We start from the raw sequence: 18,108 nt of genomic DNA, 5'->3' as shown, positions 1-18,108 counted from the left end.
GTGCGGGACGCGTCGGGGTCACCCGAGGTTCTCGCCGGACCGGCGAGACTGTGCGCGGGACGCACAAGGCACCGCACACCCGCACCGACCCGGCGTCGGGAAGGGCTACTTCGTGTCGAGGACGAGGAAGCCCTCGGCGTAGCGGCGCTCGTCGGCGGGAGTGCCGTCGGTGCACCAGCCCGCGGCCTTGGCCTGGGCGTAGCCCCACATCTGCATGCGCTCGGCGAGGTCGGTCATGTGGGCGGTTTGCGACTCGTGGGCGCGCAGGGCCTCGATCTTGAGGTCGAGGGTGTCGGTGATGTCGAGGTAGAGGTCGGCCCCCTCGCCGGGGTTCGCGATCCAGGTCTCCGGCACGGTCCAGGCCTCGAGGCCCTCGTCGGCGAGCAGCTCGGGGTGGGCGAACGGGTTGCGCGCGTCGGGGTAGATCGCGCACATCGACGCCTCGCCGGCGGCGATGTGGTCGGGGTGGCTTCCGTAGGTGCTGCGCAGGTTGCGGGTGGGCGAGGGCACGACGCAGCGGTCGGGACGGCGCCGGCGGATCACGCGCGAGAGGTCGCGGCGCAGCTCGTGGGTGACGTAGAGCCTGCCGTCGGGGTAGCCGAGCCAGTCGATCTCCCCGACGCCGTAGACGTCGGCGGCGGCGCGCTGCTCCTTGCGGCGCAGCTCGGCCATCTCGACGCGTCCGACGGCCTCGTCGAACCCGCCCGCGTCCCCGTCGGTCACGATGCAGTAGTCGACGGTGTCGCCCTCGGCGACCCACTTCGCCACCGAGCCGCCGCTGCCGAAGTCGATGTCGTCGGGGTGCGCGACGATCATGAGGATGCGAGCCACGGGCTCCGTTCTACCGCGTCACAACCCGAATCGCCGGTAGAACGGTCGGAGCGCCTCGCGGGCGTCGGTGCCGTCGACGGCCACGCCCAGCGGCGGCATCTGGTCGAGCAGCTCCTCGGAGTTGCCCGGGACGGGTCGCCCGAGGTCGGGCAGCGGACCGCCGGCGGACCAGAAGCGGTCGACCACCTGCGCCAGCGGCGTGACGGCGGGGCCGGTGTCGTCGCGCCGCTCGCGGATGCCCGCGAGCAGGGTCGTCCGGTCGCGTCCACGCCAGCGCAGGATGAGGAACGGGTCGTCGTCGAAGCGCTCCGCGACGAGGTAGGCGACGGCCGCGAGGTGCTTGCACGGCACCGACCAGTCCGGGCAGGAGCAGTCCATCGGCATCTCGCGGGCCCCCGTCGGGAAGAGCGAGAGTCCGACGCGGGCGAAGACCTCCTCGAGGTCGTCGGGAACCGTGCCGCCGAGCAGGGAGGCGGCGTACCAGGAGTCGGCGGCGAACGCCCCCTCGACCGCCTCCCAGGCCTCGTCGGCGAACGTCGTGATGCCGATCCGTGCGCGGTAGGGCTCGGACCGGGAGCCCTGCACGGTCGCGACGACCTCACCGGGGTCGATCGCGAGGTCGACCACCTGCCCGGCCCGGGCGTAGGTCTTCCCGCGGTCCAGGCGGCCACCGACCCCGAGCTTCTCCAGGACCGCGAGGAAGCGGCCCGACCACCAGGACTCCCCGATCGCGCCACGGCGGCTCCTCGCGGCGATCCCGTCCTCGACGGCGATCCGTTTCCCGTAGCCCTCGAACCGGTCGGGCCCCGGCTCGGGGAACTTCTCCCGGAACGGCTCCGTCGGCCGGCGGCGTCTAGGCGGCATCGTCGTCGTCCAGCTCGTCGTCGACCTCGTCCTCGTCGCCGGTGCTCGCGCCCGGTCCGAGGGCGACCATGCGGCGGAGCTCGTCGGTCGAGAGGCCGGTGAGCCAGTCCGGGTCGTCGCCGCCGTCACCGATCACCTGACCGGCGAGGGCGCGCTTGCCCTCGATGAGGTCGTCGATCCGCTCCTCGACGGTGCCGCCGCAGACGAGCTTGCGGACCTGCACCGTGCGCTTCTGCCCGATCCGGAAGGCGCGGTCCGTGGCCTGGTCCTCGACGGCGGGGTTCCACCAGCGGTCGAGGTGGATCACGTGCTGGGCGGCGGTCAGGGTGAGCCCGGTGCCGCCCGCCTTGAGCGAGAGCAGGAACAGCGGCGGGCCGCTCCCGTCGTCGGCCTGGAACGCCTCGACCATGGTGTCCCGGGCACGTCGCGAGGTCCCGCCGTGCAGCCACAGCACCTCGACCCCGAACCGGCGCGCCAGGTGCGGCGCGAGCGCGTCCCCGAATTCCGTGAACTGGGTGAACAGCAGCGCCTTCTCCCCCGCCGCGAGGATCTCGGCCACGATCTCCTCGACCCGCGCGAGCTTGCCGGAGCGTCGCGCGAGCGCGGACCCGTCGTGGAGCAGCAGGGCCGGGTGGTCGCACACCTGCTTCAGCTTCGTCAGCGCCGCGAGCACCTTCCCGCGCCGCTCGATGCCCTCGCGCCCTGCCGTCTCCAGCCCCGACAGCGTCTCGGTCATCTCGTCGACCACCACCTGGTACAGCGACGCCTGCTCGGCGGTGAGCCCGCACCGCTCGACGGTCTCGATCTTGTCGGGCAGGTCGTCGACCACGCTCCGGTCGGTCTTCACCCGCCGCAGCAGGAACGGGCGCACCGCACCCTGGAGCCGCTTCGCGACGTCGGAGCGGCCGTGGCGTTCGATCGGCACGGCGTAGCGGTCACGGAACGCCGTGACGGTGCCGAGCAGGCCGGGGTTGACCGCGTCCATGATCGACCACAGCTCGGCCAGCCGGTTCTCCACCGGCGTGCCGGTGAGGGCCAGCCGGTGCTGCGCGTCGATCGTGCGCACGGCCCGCGCGGCCCGCGACCGGTTGTTCTTCACCAGCTGCGCCTCGTCGAGCACGAGCCGGTGGAAGGCGTGGCGGGACAGCTCCGCGACGTCGCGGGTCAGCGTCCCGTAGGACGTCACGACGAGGTCCGCGGACGCGAGGACGGCCGTGAGGTCACCCGTCGTCCGGCCCGCACCGTGATGCACGAGGACCCGCAGGCCGGGCGTGAACCGCGCCGCCTCCCGCTGCCAGTTCCCGACGACGGAGGTGGGCGCGACGAGCAGGGTCGGGGGCAGCGGGTCCGCGCGCTCGTGGGCCTCCAGCGCGAGGACCTGCAGCGTCTTCCCCAGGCCCATGTCGTCGGCGAGGACCCCGCCGACGCGCAGCCCGGAGAGGAACGCGAGCCACGAGACCCCGCGGCGCTGGTAGGGCCGCAGGGTCGCCTCGAGGGCGGGCGGGTCGTCGAGCAGTTCGAGGTGGGCGTCGGCGGCTCCCGAGAGCAGCGCGCCGAGCGAGCCGCCCGCCGTGACGTCCTCGACGGGCAGCGGCGCGGCCCACTCCGGCGGCAGGTCGTCGTGGTAGGCGGAGTGCAGGGTCAGGACGTCGCCGACGGTGCCCTCGGCGGGCGCGCGGTCGAGGAACTCGAGGCCGGCACGCAGGCGGTCGGGATCGACGGCGACCCAGCGGCCGCGCAGGAACACCAGCGGTGCCTTGGCGTGCACCAGTGCCCGCATCTCGTCGTCGGAGAGCGTCTCGCCGTCGACCGCGAGCTTCCACGAGAAGTCGACGAGCTCCTCCTTGCGCAGCCGCCCGCGGAGGGCGACGACGCCCTCGGGGCCGGCACCACCCGTCGCGTTCGCGGTGATCCCCAGACGGGCGGGCTCGGACCACCAGCTGGGCAGCAGGACCCCGAACCCGGCGCGGTCGAGCGGAGCCGCGACGTGGAGCAGGAAGTGGTGGGTGCCCGCGCGGTCGAGCTCCATCCCCGTCGGCCGGGGCACCCGCAGCGCGTCGGTGAGCTCGGGGTAGATCGTGGCGGCGCGCCCGAGTTCGGCGAGCAGCATCTCGCTGGGGTCGTCGAGCCAGCGCCGCAGCGACCCGGCGTCGCGCCAGATCGACTCGGCGGTGACACGCAGGCTCGCGTCCTGGGCGGACTGCAGCGAGAACTCCAGCCAGAACCGGGGCTCCCCGTCGACCGCGTGCCCGAGGTCGTCGACCGCGATCTCGGTGAGCCGGAACGTGCCGCGGGCGGGGCCGGCGTGCGGTGCGCCGACGACCTCCCACCGGGCGAGCCCCGGTTCCAGCTCGCCCGTCGCGGCGGCCCGCAGCAGGGCCGGCGGGACCGGCTCCGACCGGAGCCGGTGGCGGGCCTCGGCGTCGACGAGCGCGGTCAGGGCCTCGGTGACCAGCTCCGCCGGGTCGGGGCCGACGCCGTCGGCCACCGGTCGGCCGTCGAGGGCCTCGGCCCGGACGGCGGGGGGCAGCGCGGCGGCGAAGGCGTCGGCGGCGACGAGGTCCGGACCCTGCAGCACCGGACGCCAGCCGAGCGGCGTGTCGTCGTCGGGTGCCGGGGCCGGGAGGACCCGCCCGCGGGTGACCAGGTCCGCGGCGAGCCGGCCCAGCGCCCGCAGGACCGTGAACTCCCCGCCCTCCCCCGGCAGCGGTTCGGAGCGCAGCAGGACGCCGGCGTCCAGCTCGAGGACCGGCACCGTCCACGGCGCGAGCGCGGCCGACACGGTGGCGGCGTCGGAGGGCACCGGCTCCCGCGTGGCCCCGGACGGGCCGGCGGTGGAGGGCAGGTGCAGCACGGCCTGGCCCTCACCACCGGTGGCCCCGAGCGCGGCCGCGACGGCCCACAGCCGCTCGTGGTCCGCGGCGAACGGGTGCGGCCGGGCGCCTCGGGCCCGGCTGCGGGAGCCGCCCGCCACGCGTGCCGGATCCTCGGCCCAGAAGCAGAGCCCCCGGCCGGGTGACCACGCGGCGTGCAGCGCGAGCATCGTCGCTAGACGAACTGGACCTGCCCGTTCGCGACGGTCGTCGCGACGGGGGTCAGCCCGCTCTCGGCCGGGCCCTTCATCAGGGCGCCGGACGTGGCGTCGAACTGGCTGCCGTGGTTCGGACAGGTGATCGTGCCGCCCTCGGGCGGGTCGACGGTCGTGCCCTGGTGCGGGCAGGCCGCGTCGAAGGCCTTGATGACGCCGGCCTGGGGCTGGGTGAGCACCACCGGCCCGTTCGGGCCGTCCACGACCACGCCGCCGCCGACCGGGATCCGGGACACGGGGGTGCCGCCCGCCGGAGCGGCGGTGGTCGTGCCCGCCGAGCCGCCACCGGCGCCGCCGGACGATGCGGGTGCCTCGCTCCCGGACGAGCAGGCCGCGAGCGCGGCGGGTGCGGCCAGGGCGACGACGAGGCCGCACAGGGCACGACGACGGGTGAGTCCGGTCGGGGTGGTGGACGGCTCGGTGGTCACGGGTGGGGCCTCCGTCGGGGTCGCGGTGGTGGTCGCGGCTGGTCGTCGAACGTACCCGGGGCGCTACTCGGGCAGGGCGAGGAGCCCGGCGACGACGTCGTCCAGGCTCTCGGCCACGACGTGCGGCCGGAGTACGGCGTCGGGGACCCGGCCCTCGAGACGCTCGCAGTACCCGCCCAGCAGGCCCGCCGAGACGGCGCCGTGCACGTCCCACGAGTGCACCGCGACCAGCGCGGTGCGCGCCGGCTCGCCCCCCACCCGCTGCACCGCGAAGTCGTACACCCGGCGCGGCGGCTTGAACGAGGCGATCTCCTCGCAGGAGAAGACGTCGGCGAGCAGGTCCCGGACGCCGGCGTTCTCCAGCGCCGCACTCGCGGTCGCGGCCGACCCGTGCGTGAAGCCGTAGGCGGGGATCCCCGCGTCGCGGAGCAGCGTGAAGGCGGCGCGGACGTCGTCGTGCGCCGGGAGCTCGCGGAAGCCGTCGAGGACGGAGGCGACCTGGTCGTCGTCGAGGTCCCGACCGCTGGTGCGGCGCAGCATGTCGGTGGCGACGGTGCGGAACGCGGGCGCCTCGCCCGCCAGCGTCATCGCCATGCCCTGGTGCAGCAGGCGGGCGAAGAACAGTTCCAGCTCGTGCCCCGGTCGGCCGAGGGCGACGAACCGCGGACGCAGGCCTTCGAGCTGCAGGCAGGTCTCGAAGAGGTCGAACAGCACGACCTTCGGACGACGAGCGGGAGCGATCTGCGGGGCGGTCACGGCGGACCATCGTGCCGGGTGGGCCGAGGGTCGGCGCGACGAGACGTCATGTGTCGGGCCCGTTGCTGCTCGGCGGGACGTGTCAATACCCGAGACATGGTGGACAGGTTGTGCCGGGGACATGGTGGACAGTCCGCGGGTGGGGTGGGGGTGGTGGACGTCTCGGGCGCCCGAGCTCGACGTCGAGGCCGGCACGCCCGAGGACTGGCAGCACCCCTGCGCGGGGCGCACACACGTGACGGGGCGGAGTGCACGGTGTCGCCGACCCCTGCGCGTGGCGCACACACTCCACCGCCCCGAGCGCTCGGTGGCACCGATCCCTGCGCGTCGCGCACACATCGGCGGCGCCGCGCGCAGGCCATGCGGACGGAACCCGCGATGTGTGCGCGACGCGCTGGAGTCCCCAGAAGCGTGCCGAGGACCCGCGGGAAGTGTGCGCGACGCGTCGGGATCACCACGACTGCGCCGAGGACGGGCCGGTGTGTGCTTGACGCGCTGGAGTCCACGGAAGGGTGTCGCGGCCCGGCCGGAGTGTGTGCGCCACGCGGAGAAGTCAGCAGGACCGTGCCGTGCCGTGCCCGAGGTTGTGGAGTCAGGGGTGCGGCGACCGGGCGAGTTCGGCGTTCACGCGGGACGGCCAGGCCGGGCCGCCGTAGACGAAGCCGGTGTAGGACTGCACGAGCGTCGCCCCGGCCTCGAGGCGCCGGCGGGCCTCCGCGGCGTCGGCGATCCCGCCGACGGAGACGATCGTCAGGCGGCCACCGACGCGGGCCACGAGGCGGTCGAGGATCGCGCGCGCGGGCTCGACCAGTGGGGCGCCGGACAGGCCGCCGGCGCCCGCGGCGTCGACGACGGCGGGGTCGGTGACCAGACCCGTGCGTGCCACGGTGGTGTTGGTGGCGACGATGCCGTCGAGGCCGGCGGCGACCGCGAGGTCGGCGACCGCGTCGACACCGGCGCCGTCGAGATCGGCGGTGATCTTGACCAGCAGCGGCGTGGCGCCGATCTCGTCGCGGACGGCGGTGAGCAGCGGCTCGAGGGCGTCCACCCCCTGGAGGTCCCGCAGCCCCGGCGTGTTCGGGGAGGAGACGTTGACGACGACGTAGTCGGCGTGGGGGCCGAGGGTGCGGGCCGAGTAGCGGTAGTCGGCGACCGTCCGCTCCGGGCCGGACGCGGCCTTGGACTTGCCGATGTTGACCCCGAGGACGGTCCCCAGGGGACCTGCGGCCCGCAGGGCGGCGAGCCGCTCCGCCACGACGTCGGCGCCGGCGTTGTTGAAGCCCATGCGGTTGACCAGGGCGCGGTCGTCGGGGAGACGGAAGAGCCGCGGACGGGGGTTGCCCGGCTGCGGGCGGGCGGTGACGGTGCCGATCTCGACGGCGCCGAAGCCGAGGCGGGCGAGCCCACGCACGCCCTCGGCGTCCTTGTCGTAGCCCGCGGCCACCCCGAGCGGCGACGGGAACTCCAGCCCCATGGCGGTGACGGCCAGCGACGGATCGGGCGTGCGCTCGGGGATCACGGGGGTCGCCGCGGCGAGGGCGCGGAGTCCGATGCGGTGGGTCCGCTCGGCGGGGACGCGGACGGCGACGTGGCGGAACAGGTTCTCGTAGAGGGTCATCCGTCGTACTTCGCGCGCAGCTCCCGCAGTCGCCGGACCGCCTGCACGGCGTGCTCCCGGTCGACGGCCTGGATCGCGGAGACCACGAGGTACTCGTCGTCGGGCAGGTCGATCCGGGCGAACTGGGCGCCGTCGGGGAAGCTGACGCCGACGACGTCGTCCCACGCGACGCGCCGCGTGAGGATCGTCGCGCGGACCTCGACCCCGCCGGAGCCCGCCCGGAGGCGGGGCCGGGTGAACAGCAGCGCGCAGCCCGCGAGGATCGCCCCGAGGACCACCATCGCGACCTGGTCGGCGGGGCGGAAGTTGAAGCCCGCGGACTGGACGTAGACCAGCAGGGCGCCGGTGGCGAAGAACGCGAACAGCAGGACGGCGAGCACCCACGCGACCCAGCGGATCCGGCGCGGGCGGACCTCCAGCTCGACGGGGCCGAGCTCCAGGCCCTCCGGCGGGACGACGACCGGCGAGTCGGCACTCATCGGGCGAACCGGACCGGCGCGCGGTGCGCCCCGTCGCGCAGTCCCTGCACCGTCAGCGCCGCGTCCAGGGCGGCGACGACCGCCTCGAAGCCCTTGTCCTCGGTGGACTGCGGGGTGCCCGCGCGCTCCCAGGCCTGGTCGAGGTCCTCCGTCGTCAGGACCCCGTTGCCGACCGGCGTGCGCTCGTCGAGCCCGACCCGCAGCAGCCCCGCCGTCACCGCGTCGCAGACGTAGTCGAAGTGGGGGGTGGCGCCACGGATGACCACGCCGAGCCCGACGACGGCGTCGTGGCCGGCGGCGAGCGCCTGGCACACCACGGGCAACTCCATCGCCCCGGCGACGCGCACGACCGTGGGGTGCTCGACGTTGCCGCGCTCGGCGGCGAGCAACGCCCGCTCCAGCATCGTCTCGACGATCTCGGCGTTCCACCGGGTGGCGGCGATGCCCAGCCGCAGGCCGGTCGCGTCGGGGACCGCGATCTCCGGGCGTCCCTGGGTGCTCATGCGCCGGACTCGCTGCTCGCCAGACCGGCCTCGTACACGTCCAGCCCCTCGAGGTCGTGGCCCATGCGGTCGCGCTTGGTGCGCAGGTAGCGCAGGTTCTCCGGCGTGGCGCGCAGCGGGAGGGCGACCCGGTCGAGGATCTGCAGGCCGTAGCCCTCGAGCCCCGCCCGCTTCTCCGGGTTGTTCGTCAGCAGGCGCATGCTCTTGATGCCGAGGTCGGCGAGGATCTGGGCGCCCGTGCCGTAGTCGCGGGCGTCGGCGGGCATGCCGAGCGCGAGGTTCGCGTCGACGGTGTCCGCCCCGGCGTCCTGCAGCTGGTAGGCCTGCAGCTTGTGGATCAGCCCGATCCCCCGGCCCTCGTGGCCGCGCACGTAGAGGACCACCCCGCGACCCTCGGCGGCGACCGCGGCCATCGCCGCGTCGAGCTGGGGGCCGCAGTCGCAGCGGCGGGACCCGAGCACGTCGCCGGTCAGGCACTCGGAGTGCACGCGGACCAGCACGTCCTCGCCGTCGCCGAGGTCGCCGTAGACCAGGGCGAGGTGCTCGATGCCGTCGAGCAGCGAGTCGTAGCCGTAGGCCTCGAACTCGCCGTGCACGGTGGGCAGGTGCGCGTGCGCGACCTGGGCGACCTGCTTCTCGGACCGGCGCCGGTAGGCGATGAGGTCCTTGATCGTGATGAGCGCGAGGTCGTGCTCGTCGGCGAAGACCGCGAGCTCCTCGTAGCGCGCCATCTCGCCGTCGTCCTTCTGGGAGACGATCTCGCAGATCGCGCCGGCGGGCTCGAGCCCGGCGAGGCGGGCGAGGTCGACCGCGGCCTCGGTGTGGCCGGGGCGGCGCAGCACGCCGCCCTCGCGGGCCCGCAGCGGGACGACGTGACCGGGGCGGGAGAGGTCCGTGGCGGCCGACTCGGGGTTCGCGAGGACCCGGATGGTCCGCGCCCGGTCGGCGCCCGAGATCCCGGTGCCGATGCCCTCGCGGGCGTCCACGGACACGGTGTAGGCCGTGCCGTGCCGGTCCTGGTTGATGGAGTGGGCCGGGGGCAGGTCGAGGCGGTCGCACGCGTCGCCGGTCAGCGGTACGCAGATGTAGCCCGAGGTGTAGCGCACCATGAACGACACGAGCTCCGGCGTCGCCATCTGCGCGGCGAAGATCAGGTCGCCCTCGTTCTCGCGGTCCTCGTCGTCGACCACGACGACGGCCTTGCCCGCGGCGATGTCCTCGATGGCCCGCTCGATGTGCTCGAAGCCGTCCACGTGGTTCATGCTCCCGACTCCGTTCCCGCCGACTGCGGCACGGCTCCCGTGCCGAGCAGCCGCTCGACGTACTTGGCCACGACGTCGACCTCCAGGTTCACGGTGGCACCGACCTCGCGCGACCCGAGCGTCGTCTCCGCGAGGGTGGTGGGGATCAACCCGACGGCGAACCCGTCGTCGTCGACCTCGGTCACGGTGAGGCTCACGCCGTCCACGGCGATGGAGCCCTTCTCGACGATGTAGCGGGCGATGCCCACCCCGCCGTCGGCGGCCCGCGGCGTGCTGAAGCGCACCGCGGTCCAGTGCTCGGAGGCCTCGATCGCGGCGACCGTCGCGGTGCCGTCGACGTGGCCCTGCACGATGTGTCCGCCGAGGCGGGCGCCCGCGGCCAGGGCGCGTTCGAGGTTGACCGGCGTGCCGGTGGCGGCGTCGGCGAGGCTGGAGCGGCGCAGGGTCTCCCCCATGACGTCCACGGCGAACGAGTCCGGGGCCGGGTCGACCACGGTCAGGCAGACGCCGTTGACCGCGATCGAGTCGCCCGGCCGGGCGTCGGAGACCACCAGCGGACCGCGGATCCGCAGTCGCGCGGCGTCCGCCTGCGGGGTGACGTCGACGATCTCGCCGACCTCCTCCACGATCCCCGTGAACACTCGCGGCTCCCTGCCCGTCGATTCCGGTCGTCGTCGACCCTGTACGAACGACCTCGCCTGCATCTTCCTCGCGTGGCCGCGCTCCACCGGTGTCGTTCCCGGTGACAACCACCACTGCTCAGGTTACTCGCGGGTAGTCAGCGAACGGTGCGGGGAGACGGCCGCCGCCTGCTCGCGCAGCGCCGCGACCGCCCGTGCCGGGTCGTCCGCGCCGTAGACCGCGCTGCCGGCGACGAAGCAGTCGACGCCGGCCTCGGCCGCCTGCTCCACGGTGTCGGCACCGATCCCGCCGTCGATCTCCACGAGGACCCTGAGGTGTCCGGTGTCGACCAGACGCCGCGCCGTGCGCACCTTGTCCAGCACCCGCGGCATGAAGCTCTGCCCGCCGAACCCCGGCTCCACGCTCATGATCAGCAGCGTGTCGTAGTCCGCGAGGACCTCGATCCAGTCCTCGAGCGGGGTGTCCGGCTTCACCGACAGCCCGGCCAGCGCGCCTGCCGCCCGGAGGTCCTTCGCGATCTTGCGCGGGTCGTGCGCCGCCTCGGCGTGCACCGTGACGTTGTGCGCGCCCGCCTCCGCGTACGGCGGGGCCCACCGGTCCGGGTCCTCGATCATGAGGTGGCAGTCCAGCGGGATGTCGGTCGCCTTCAGCAGGCTCTCCACCACCGGGAGGCCGAGCGTCAGGTTCGGCACGAAGTGCGCGTCCATGACGTCGACGTGCAGCCAGTCGGAGCCGTGTACCGCGGCGGCCTCGTCGGCGAGCCGGGCGAAGTCCGCGGACAGGATGCTGGGTGCGATGAGCGGGGCGGGCACGGCGCCAGTCTCCCGCACCCGCGATCAGCCGGTGCGCCGCAGGGTGGCGCAGTACATGGCGTCGGTGCCGTGCCGGTGCGGCCAGAGCTGCAGGCCGGGGCCCTTCCCGACGTCGGCCCCGATCAGCTCGGGCAGGCTCGCGGCGGTGTCCAGCACCTCGGCGCCGGTCGCCTCGACGACCGCCCGGACGACGTCGACGGTCTCCGCCGGGTGCGGCGAGCAGGTCGCGTAGGTGACGACGCCGCCGGGGCGCACCCGCTCCAGGGCGTGGGCGAGCAGGTCGCGCTGCAGGGCGGTGAGGTCGGCGACGTCCTCCGGCCGGCGGCGCCAGCGGGCCTCCGGACGGCGCCGCAGCGCCCCGAGGCCCGTGCACGGTGCGTCGACCAGGACGCGGTCGTAGGCCGCCTCGGGCAGCGCGATCTCCCGGGCGTCGCCGGTGTGCACCCGCACGGGCAGGCCCGCCGTGGCCTTCTCGACCAGCGCCGCGCGGTGCGGGGCGCGGTCGACGGCGTCGAGGGTCGCGCCGGTGATCGCCGCCAGCGCGCCGAGCAGGGCGGCCTTCCCACCCGGTCCGGCGCACAGGTCGAGCCACAGCTCGTCGCGGCCCTCGAGCGGGGCGCGGGCCGCGGCGAGGGCGACGAGCTGGCTGCCCTCGTCCTGCACGGCGGCGAGCCCCTCGCGGATCGGTTCGAGGTCGCCGGGGTCGCCGCCCTCGGTGAGCAGCACCCCGTAGGGCGAGTACGGCGTCTCCTCGCCCCCGGTGACGGCGGCGAGCTCCTCGGCGCTGATCTCCCCGGGCCGGGCGGCGAGGTGCACGGCGGGACGGGCGTCGTCCGCGGCGAGGGCCGCGTCGAGCTCCGAGGACGGCAGGGCGTCGGCGAAGACCTCGGCGATCCAGCGCGGGTGGGCGTGGACGAAGGCGAGGTGGCCGACGGGGTCGGACGCCGCGTCGGGCGCGAGCTCGGCCACCCAGCCCGCCTCGTCGCGCTCGGCGACCCGGCGCAGCACGGCGTTGACGAACCCGGTGGGCTTCGAGCCGGCCCGCGAGCGGACGAGCTCCACGGTGGCGCCGACCGCGGCGTGCGCGGGGATCCGGGTCCGCAGCAGCTGCTGTGCACCGAGGCGCAGGGCGTCGAGGACGACGCCGTCGAGCCGGTCGAGGGGCCGGTCCACGCAGGCCCCGAGGACCGCGTCGAGCAGGCCCTGGGCCCGGCACGCCCCGTAGGCCAGATCGGTCGCGAGCGCGGCGTCGCGTCCGGAGACGCGGCGTTCGCGCAGCAGCTTCGGCAGCGTGAGGTTCGCGTACGCGTCGTCCTCGCGGACCGCGCGCAGGGTGTCCAGCGCCGCCTCGCGGGCCTGGTCGCCGTCCGGGGGCCGGTTCGGCGCGGTGCGCCCCCGGGGCGGGCCGGAGCGGTGCGGGCGGCCGGGCTTGCGGCGCGGCCCGCGCCCGGAGCGGTGTCCCCCGGGCGGGACGGAGCTGTCGGTCATGCCTCTGCCGTCTCCTCGCTCGGGTCGAACCGCTCGCCGGGGGCGGGCTGGGCGCCGCGGCTCCAGTCGACGGCGGGCATCATCGGCTTCCCCGCCGGCTGCACGGTGCTCAGGGCGACCGGCGCCGCGGCGGTGCCCACCAGCACGCGCGTGCGCTCGACGACGATCTCCCCGGGGGCGAGGTCGTCGAAGCCCGTCGTCGTGACCGGCCCGATCTTCATGCGCGTGCCACGGAACTCCGTCCAGGCCCCCGGCGCGGGGGTGACCGACCGGACGTGTCGGTCGATCGCGAGCGGCGGGTCGGTCCACCGGACGCGGGCGTCGTCGACGGTGACCTTGGGGGCGAGCGACACGCCGTCGTCCGGCTGGGGCACGGGGTGCAGCGACCCGTCCGCGATGCCGTCGAGGGTGGCCGCGAGGAGGTCGGCGCCGCTGTGGCTGAGCCGCTCGAGCAGGGCGCCCGCGGTGTCGTGGTCGTCGATCTTCTCGGTGACCGTCCCGAACACCGGGCCCGTGTCCATGCCCGCCTCGAGCCGGAACGTGCTCGCGCCGGTGATCGCGTCGCCGGCGCGGATCGCGGCCTGCACGGGCGCGGCCCCCCGCCACGCGGGCAGGAGGGAGAAGTGCAGGTTGACCCAGCCGTGCGTCGGGATCGCGAGGGCGGCCGGGCGCAGCAGGTTGCCGTAGGCGACGACGGGCGCGCAGTCCGGGGCGAGGGCCGTGAGCCGGTCGAGGAACCCGGGGTCGGAGGCCTTCGCGGGCGTCAGGACCTCGACCCCGGCCTCGTCGGCGAGCTGCCCGACCGGCGAGCGCTGCAGCCGACGCTTCCGGCCGGCGGGCGCGTCGGGCCGGGTGACCACCGCGACGACCTCGTGCGCGGTGCCCTCCAGGAGGCGGCGCAGCGAGGGCACGGCCGGTTCCGGGGTGCCGGCGAAGACGAGCCGCATCTAGCGGACGCCCCCGAACAGCGGGTTGGCGTGCGGGTTCTGCTGGATCCGCGGTGGCGCCGTCGGGTCGAACCACTCCGCCTGCCGGATCGCGGCCATCGCCTCCTTGCGGGTGGCCGCGTCGAGCCGGTCGAGGAACAGCACGCCGTCGAGGTGGTCGGTCTCGTGCTGGATCGCCCGGGCCAGCATCGCCGTGCCCTCGATCCGTACCGGCTCGCCGTGCATGTCCCAGCCGGTGGCGACCACGTGGTCGTAGCGGGTGCAGTCCCACCGGAACCCGGGGATCGACAGGCAGCCCTCGGGGCCGGTCTGCTCGGTGTCGTCCAGGACGTTCCACGTCGGGTTGACCAGGTGGCCGTGCATGTCCTCGCCGGTGCGGTAGGTGAACACCCGCAGCCCCACGCCGATCTGGGGGGCGGCGAGCCCGGCGCCGCCCTGCTCGCGCATCGTCTCGTCGAGGTCGGCGACGAGCTGCCGGAGCTCCCTGTCGAACGTGGTCACCTCGGTGGCGCGTTCCCGCAGGACGGGATCCCCGAAGTAGCGGACGGGCTGGACGGTCACGGTCGTCCAGTCTAGGCGCGCGTCCGCTCCGGCCCGATCGCCGTCCGCCTGCAGCCGGTCGGGCGCCGGAGATCCCGACGAGCGGAGCGAAGTGCGCGCTCAGCGCCCACTTCGCTCCGCGCGATCGGATCTTCGCGTCGGGCCGGGCGTTCTGCCGGCACGAGGGTTCCCCTCACGCGCGGGGGCGCGATGGATCACCGCGTCCCGCGAGGGGAGGACCCGAGCGCTCTGGTGGCACGAGGGATCCCCTCACGCGCGGGGGTGGGGCCGCTCAGAGCGGGTCGTGCGGGTCGAGCACGATCCGGACCGGCTCGCGCTCGCGGCGGGCACCGCGGACGGCCTGGGCCTCCTGCAGGGCCTTCGCGAGGTCCCGTCCGGCCGGGCGCGGCACCCGGACGAGCGTGCGCTCGGCCCGCTCGGTGCGCTCCTCGGCTCCGGGGAGGCGGGTGCCCGGCGGCAGCTCGACGGGCCCGAGGACGTCGGCCGTGTCGGGCAGGCGGGCGGTGTCGACGAGGTCGCGCAGGGCCGCGGGCTCGCCGTCGAGGGCGGCCATCCGGACGGCGGGTGGCAGGCCCAGCTCGGTGCGCGCGTCGAGCTCGGCGCCCGCGTGGCCGGCCGGGTCCCAGCGCACGAGCGCCTGCACGGCCGGCAGGTTCGACTCGGCCACGACCACGACCCGGCCGCCCTCGGGGCCCGGCCGCACCAGGTCCGCCGCGGCGAACCACCGACGCACGGTGTCCTCGGCCGCGCGGAGCTCGGGGCGGGCGAGCAGGGCCGCACCGTCGAGCAGCAGGGCCGCGCCGTACCCGCCGTCGGCCGGGGGCTCCGCGCCCGGGGTGGCGACGACGATGGCAGGAGCGGCGTCGACCGTGCCGAGGATCGCCGTCCCGCCGCCGGAGCTGCGGACCACCGTCTGCGGGAAGGCCCGGCCGAGCTCCTCCGCCGTTCGTCCGGCGCCCACGACGGTCGCGCGCAGGCGGGGCGAGGCGCACGCCGGGCAGCGGTAGTTCGTGGCGGGCCGCCCGCACCAGCGGCAGGTCGGCGGGGCGGGTACATCCTCGGTGCCGGCCGGGATGCCGAGCGGGCCGTGGCAGTGCCGGCACCGGGCGGGTTCGCGGCACTGCGCGCACGCGATCGCCGGGAGGTAGCCCCGCCGGGGCACCTGGACCAGCACCGGGCGCCCCGCCGCGAGGGCGCCGCGCGCCGCCTCGAACGCGACCGACGGGATGCGGGCCGCCCGGGCGGTGGGGTCGCGCAGCAGCTGGCGCTCGTCCTCCCCGATCGCGGTCACCCGCGGCGCGTGCTCGCGGACCCGCGTGCGCTCGGCGACGATGGGGTGCGCCCACCCGCTGCGGACCAGCACCTCGGCCTCCGCCGTGCGGGTGGTGCCCGCGACGAGCAGCGCGGCCCCGCTGCCGTGGGCGCGGGCGATGAGGACGTCGCGGGTGTGCGGGTAGGGCGCCCGGGGTTCGGTGTGCGAGTCGTCGCCGTCGTCCCAGACCACGAGCAGGCCCGGGTCGCGCACCGGGGCGAACGCGGCGGCGCGGGTACCGATCGCGAGGCGCTTGCGGCCCCGCGACACGGCGAGCCAGCGTCGGTACCGCTCGGCGGGCCCGAGGTCGGCGGCGAGCGCGGCGACGTGCTCCTCCCCCACGACCTCCACGCACGCCGCGTGCAGCCGGTCCAGATCCCGCCGGTCGGGGACGACGACGACGGCGCTCCGGTCGGCCGCGAGCGCGGCCCGGGCCGCCTCGGCCAGGCGACGCGGCCAGTCCTCGCCGGGCAGCGCCTGCCACACGGCGTGCGCCGGTCGGTGGGCGGCGAGCGCCTCGAGGAAGGCCGCACCCCGCGGGTAGACCGCCCAGCCGCCGTCGTCGTCGGGACCCGGCGGCGGACCCGGGACCGGCGCCGTGTCGGGGTCCTCCTTCTCCACCCGCGCGTGCCTCGGCGGGAGGGCGAGGCGCAGCACGTCGGCGAGCGTGCCGGCGTAGCGGTCGGCGACCGTGCGGCACAGCGCCGCGAGTTCGGGCGCGAGCACCGGCTCCGGCGAGACGACCTTCTCCAGCCACTGCAGGCGACCGTCGTGCTCGGTGGTGTCGGACCGGTCGAGCACGTAGCCGTCCACGACGCGTCCGGCGAAGCGCACCCGCACACGGGCCCCGACGACGGCCGTCCCGTCGAGCTGCACGGGCACGCGGTAGTCGAAGGGCCGGTCGAGGTGCGGGAGCGGGACGTCGACCGCGACCGAGGCGACGGAGTTCGACTCCGCGGGCAGCCGCTCGTTGTGCTTCGGGGGTTTCGCGGCCTTCTCGGTCTTCCCGACGGCGGGTGGAGCCGGGACGGGCATGCCGGGCAGCGCCAGCAGCGCCTCGTCGCCCGGTGATCCGCCCACGGGCGCCGGTCTACCAGAACGCCCCGACCGCCCGGGCGACGATGGGGCGAACCTGCCACTGGATGCAGGCAACGACGCTTTCCTGCCACGGAGGGGGAACGACGACGGCCCGGCCGCCCCTGTCGCGGGGCGGCCGGGCCGTGTGTCTGACCGGGTCGGACGAGCGTCAGCCGGCGATCGACTTCAGCTGGTCGGCACGGTCGGTGCGCTCCCAGGGGAGGTCGAGGTCGTCGCGGCCGAAGTGGCCGTACGCCGCGGTCGGCTGGTAGATCGGGCGCAGCAGCTCGAGGTCACGGACGATCGCGCCGGGACGCAGGTCGAACACCTCGGCGATGGCCTTCTCGATCTTGGCCGGGTCCACGTTGGCGGTGCCGAAGGTCTCGAGGAACACGCCCACGGGCTCGGCCTTGCCGATGGCGTAGGCGAGCTGGACCTCGGCGCGGCGTGCGAGGCCGGCGGCGACCACGTTCTTCGCCACCCAGCGGCCCGCGTACGCGGCGGAGCGGTCCACCTTCGACGGGTCCTTGCCCGAGAACGCGCCGCCGCCGTGGCGGGCGTAGCCGCCGTAGGTGTCGACGATGATCTTGCGGCCGGTCAGGCCGGCGTCGCCCATGGGGCCACCGGTGACGAAGCGACCGGTCGGGTTGACCAGGATGCGGGTGTTCGACGAGTCGAGGTCGATGCCCTCGAGCACGGGCGCGATGACCTTCGAGCGGATGTCGGGCGCGAGCATCTCGTCGAGGTCGATGTCCGCGGCGTGCTGCGTGGACAGGACGACGGTCTCGACGCCGACCGGCTTGTCGCCGTCGTAGGCGATGGTGACCTGGGTCTTGCCGTCGGGACGCAGGTAGGGCAGGACGCCCTCGCGCCGGACGTTGGTCAGCTTGCGCGCGAGCCGGTGGGCGAGCCCGATCGGCAGCGGCATGAGCTCGGGGGTGTCGGCGTCGGCGTAGCCGAACATGAGGCCCTGGTCGCCCGCGCCCTGCTTCGCGATCGCGTCCTCGGAGCCCTCGACGCGGGACTCGTAGCCCTCGTCGACGCCCTGGGCGATGTCGGCGGACTGCGCGCCGATGGAGATGGAGACACCGCAGGTCTCGCCGTCGAAGCCCTTGGCCGACGAGTCGTACCCGATGTCCAGGATCGTCTTGCGGACGATGTCGACGTAGTTGACGTGCGCGTTGGTGGTGACCTCGCCGGCCACGTGGACCTGGCCGGTGGTCACCATCGACTCGACGGCGACGCGGCTCTTCGGGTCCTGCGCCAGCAAGGCGTCCAGAATGCCGTCGGAGATGGCGTCACAGATCTTGTCCGGGTGGCCCTCGGTGACGGACTCGGAAGTGAACAAACGCCTAGCGGGCACAATTTCTCCCTGCCTCGACAGTGGGACGGGCCAACAGTAACGGCATCCGGCCCAACTGGCAGGCCCCTGACCGGCCG

16 protein-coding genes are annotated in these 18,108 nt (G+C 75.2%); all 16 read right to left on the bottom strand.

The window, feature by feature from the left end; translation table 11 throughout:
* Positions 1 to 105: 105 nt before the first annotated feature.
* The 16 genes from QSK00_RS09500 to metK all read right to left on the bottom strand — a co-directional run bounded on the left by QSK00_RS09500 (position 106) and on the right by metK (position 18,016).
* On the bottom strand, positions 106 to 831 hold the full coding sequence (locus tag QSK00_RS09500) for a PIG-L deacetylase family protein (RefSeq protein ID WP_285589937.1): 726 nt from the start codon (positions 829 to 831) through the stop codon (positions 106 to 108).
* Positions 832 to 849: 18 nt separating this feature from the next.
* Complete coding sequence (locus tag QSK00_RS09495; protein WP_285589935.1) at positions 850 to 1,695, bottom strand: SWIM zinc finger family protein; 846 nt, start codon at positions 1,693 to 1,695, stop codon at positions 850 to 852.
* Positions 1,685 to 4,738: a DEAD/DEAH box helicase gene (locus tag QSK00_RS09490; protein ID WP_285589931.1), complete on the bottom strand. Its 3,054-nt coding sequence runs from the start codon at positions 4,736 to 4,738 to the stop codon at positions 1,685 to 1,687. Before QSK00_RS09490 ends, QSK00_RS09495 begins: the two co-directional genes overlap by 11 nt.
* A 5-nt stretch (positions 4,739 to 4,743) precedes the next feature.
* Positions 4,744 to 5,211 (bottom strand): Rieske (2Fe-2S) protein, encoded by a 468-nt coding sequence (locus QSK00_RS09485; protein ID WP_285589929.1) that lies wholly within the window; start codon positions 5,209 to 5,211, stop codon positions 4,744 to 4,746.
* Between the two features lie 63 nt (positions 5,212 to 5,274).
* On the bottom strand, positions 5,275 to 5,967 hold the full coding sequence (locus QSK00_RS09480) for an HAD family hydrolase (RefSeq protein ID WP_285589927.1): 693 nt from the start codon (positions 5,965 to 5,967) through the stop codon (positions 5,275 to 5,277).
* Between the two features lie 592 nt (positions 5,968 to 6,559).
* The gene (locus tag QSK00_RS09475; RefSeq protein WP_285589925.1) at positions 6,560 to 7,585 is read right to left on the bottom strand and encodes a quinone-dependent dihydroorotate dehydrogenase; all 1,026 of its coding nucleotides are present in this window, start codon (positions 7,583 to 7,585) and stop codon (positions 6,560 to 6,562) included.
* Positions 7,582 to 8,064, bottom strand: a complete 483-nt coding sequence (locus tag QSK00_RS09470) for a PH domain-containing protein (RefSeq protein ID WP_285589924.1) — start codon at positions 8,062 to 8,064, stop codon at positions 7,582 to 7,584. Before QSK00_RS09470 ends, QSK00_RS09475 begins: the two co-directional genes overlap by 4 nt.
* Positions 8,061 to 8,567: a 6,7-dimethyl-8-ribityllumazine synthase gene (gene ribH / locus QSK00_RS09465; RefSeq protein ID WP_285589923.1), complete on the bottom strand. Its 507-nt coding sequence runs from the start codon at positions 8,565 to 8,567 to the stop codon at positions 8,061 to 8,063. Before ribH ends, QSK00_RS09470 begins: the two co-directional genes overlap by 4 nt.
* Entirely contained in the window at positions 8,564 to 9,829 is a 1,266-nt protein-coding gene (locus QSK00_RS09460) for a bifunctional 3,4-dihydroxy-2-butanone-4-phosphate synthase/GTP cyclohydrolase II (RefSeq protein ID WP_285589921.1), read from the bottom strand. Before QSK00_RS09460 ends, ribH begins: the two co-directional genes overlap by 4 nt.
* Positions 9,826 to 10,470, bottom strand: coding sequence for a riboflavin synthase (locus QSK00_RS09455; protein WP_285589919.1), 645 nt, complete (start codon positions 10,468 to 10,470; stop codon positions 9,826 to 9,828). Before QSK00_RS09455 ends, QSK00_RS09460 begins: the two co-directional genes overlap by 4 nt.
* A gap of 123 nt (positions 10,471 to 10,593) precedes the next feature.
* On the bottom strand, positions 10,594 to 11,283 hold the full coding sequence (gene rpe, locus QSK00_RS09450) for a ribulose-phosphate 3-epimerase (protein ID WP_285589917.1): 690 nt from the start codon (positions 11,281 to 11,283) through the stop codon (positions 10,594 to 10,596).
* Between the two features lie 24 nt (positions 11,284 to 11,307).
* Positions 11,308 to 12,771: an RsmB/NOP family class I SAM-dependent RNA methyltransferase gene (locus QSK00_RS09445; protein ID WP_285589915.1), complete on the bottom strand. Its 1,464-nt coding sequence runs from the start codon at positions 12,769 to 12,771 to the stop codon at positions 11,308 to 11,310.
* Positions 12,768 to 13,718, bottom strand: coding sequence for a methionyl-tRNA formyltransferase (fmt, locus tag QSK00_RS09440; protein ID WP_285589914.1), 951 nt, complete (start codon positions 13,716 to 13,718; stop codon positions 12,768 to 12,770). Before fmt ends, QSK00_RS09445 begins: the two co-directional genes overlap by 4 nt.
* Positions 13,719 to 14,279, bottom strand: a complete 561-nt coding sequence (gene def, locus QSK00_RS09435) for a peptide deformylase (protein ID WP_285589913.1) — start codon at positions 14,277 to 14,279, stop codon at positions 13,719 to 13,721.
* Positions 14,280 to 14,550: 271 nt separating this feature from the next.
* Positions 14,551 to 16,671 (bottom strand): primosomal protein N', encoded by a 2,121-nt coding sequence (locus QSK00_RS09430; protein WP_285589912.1) that lies wholly within the window; start codon positions 16,669 to 16,671, stop codon positions 14,551 to 14,553.
* 166 nt (positions 16,672 to 16,837) lie between these two features.
* Entirely contained in the window at positions 16,838 to 18,016 is a 1,179-nt protein-coding gene (metK, locus tag QSK00_RS09425) for a methionine adenosyltransferase (RefSeq protein ID WP_285589909.1), read from the bottom strand.
* Positions 18,017 to 18,108: the final 92 nt, after the last annotated feature.

Origin of the sequence: Actinomycetospora sp. NBRC 106378 (genome assembly GCF_030269685.1) — a bacterium.
Classification (GTDB): Bacteria; Actinomycetota; Actinomycetes; order Mycobacteriales; family Pseudonocardiaceae; genus Actinomycetospora.
Note: the sequence above shows the minus strand (reverse complement) of the source record. Positions and strands in the feature narration are given on the sequence as shown.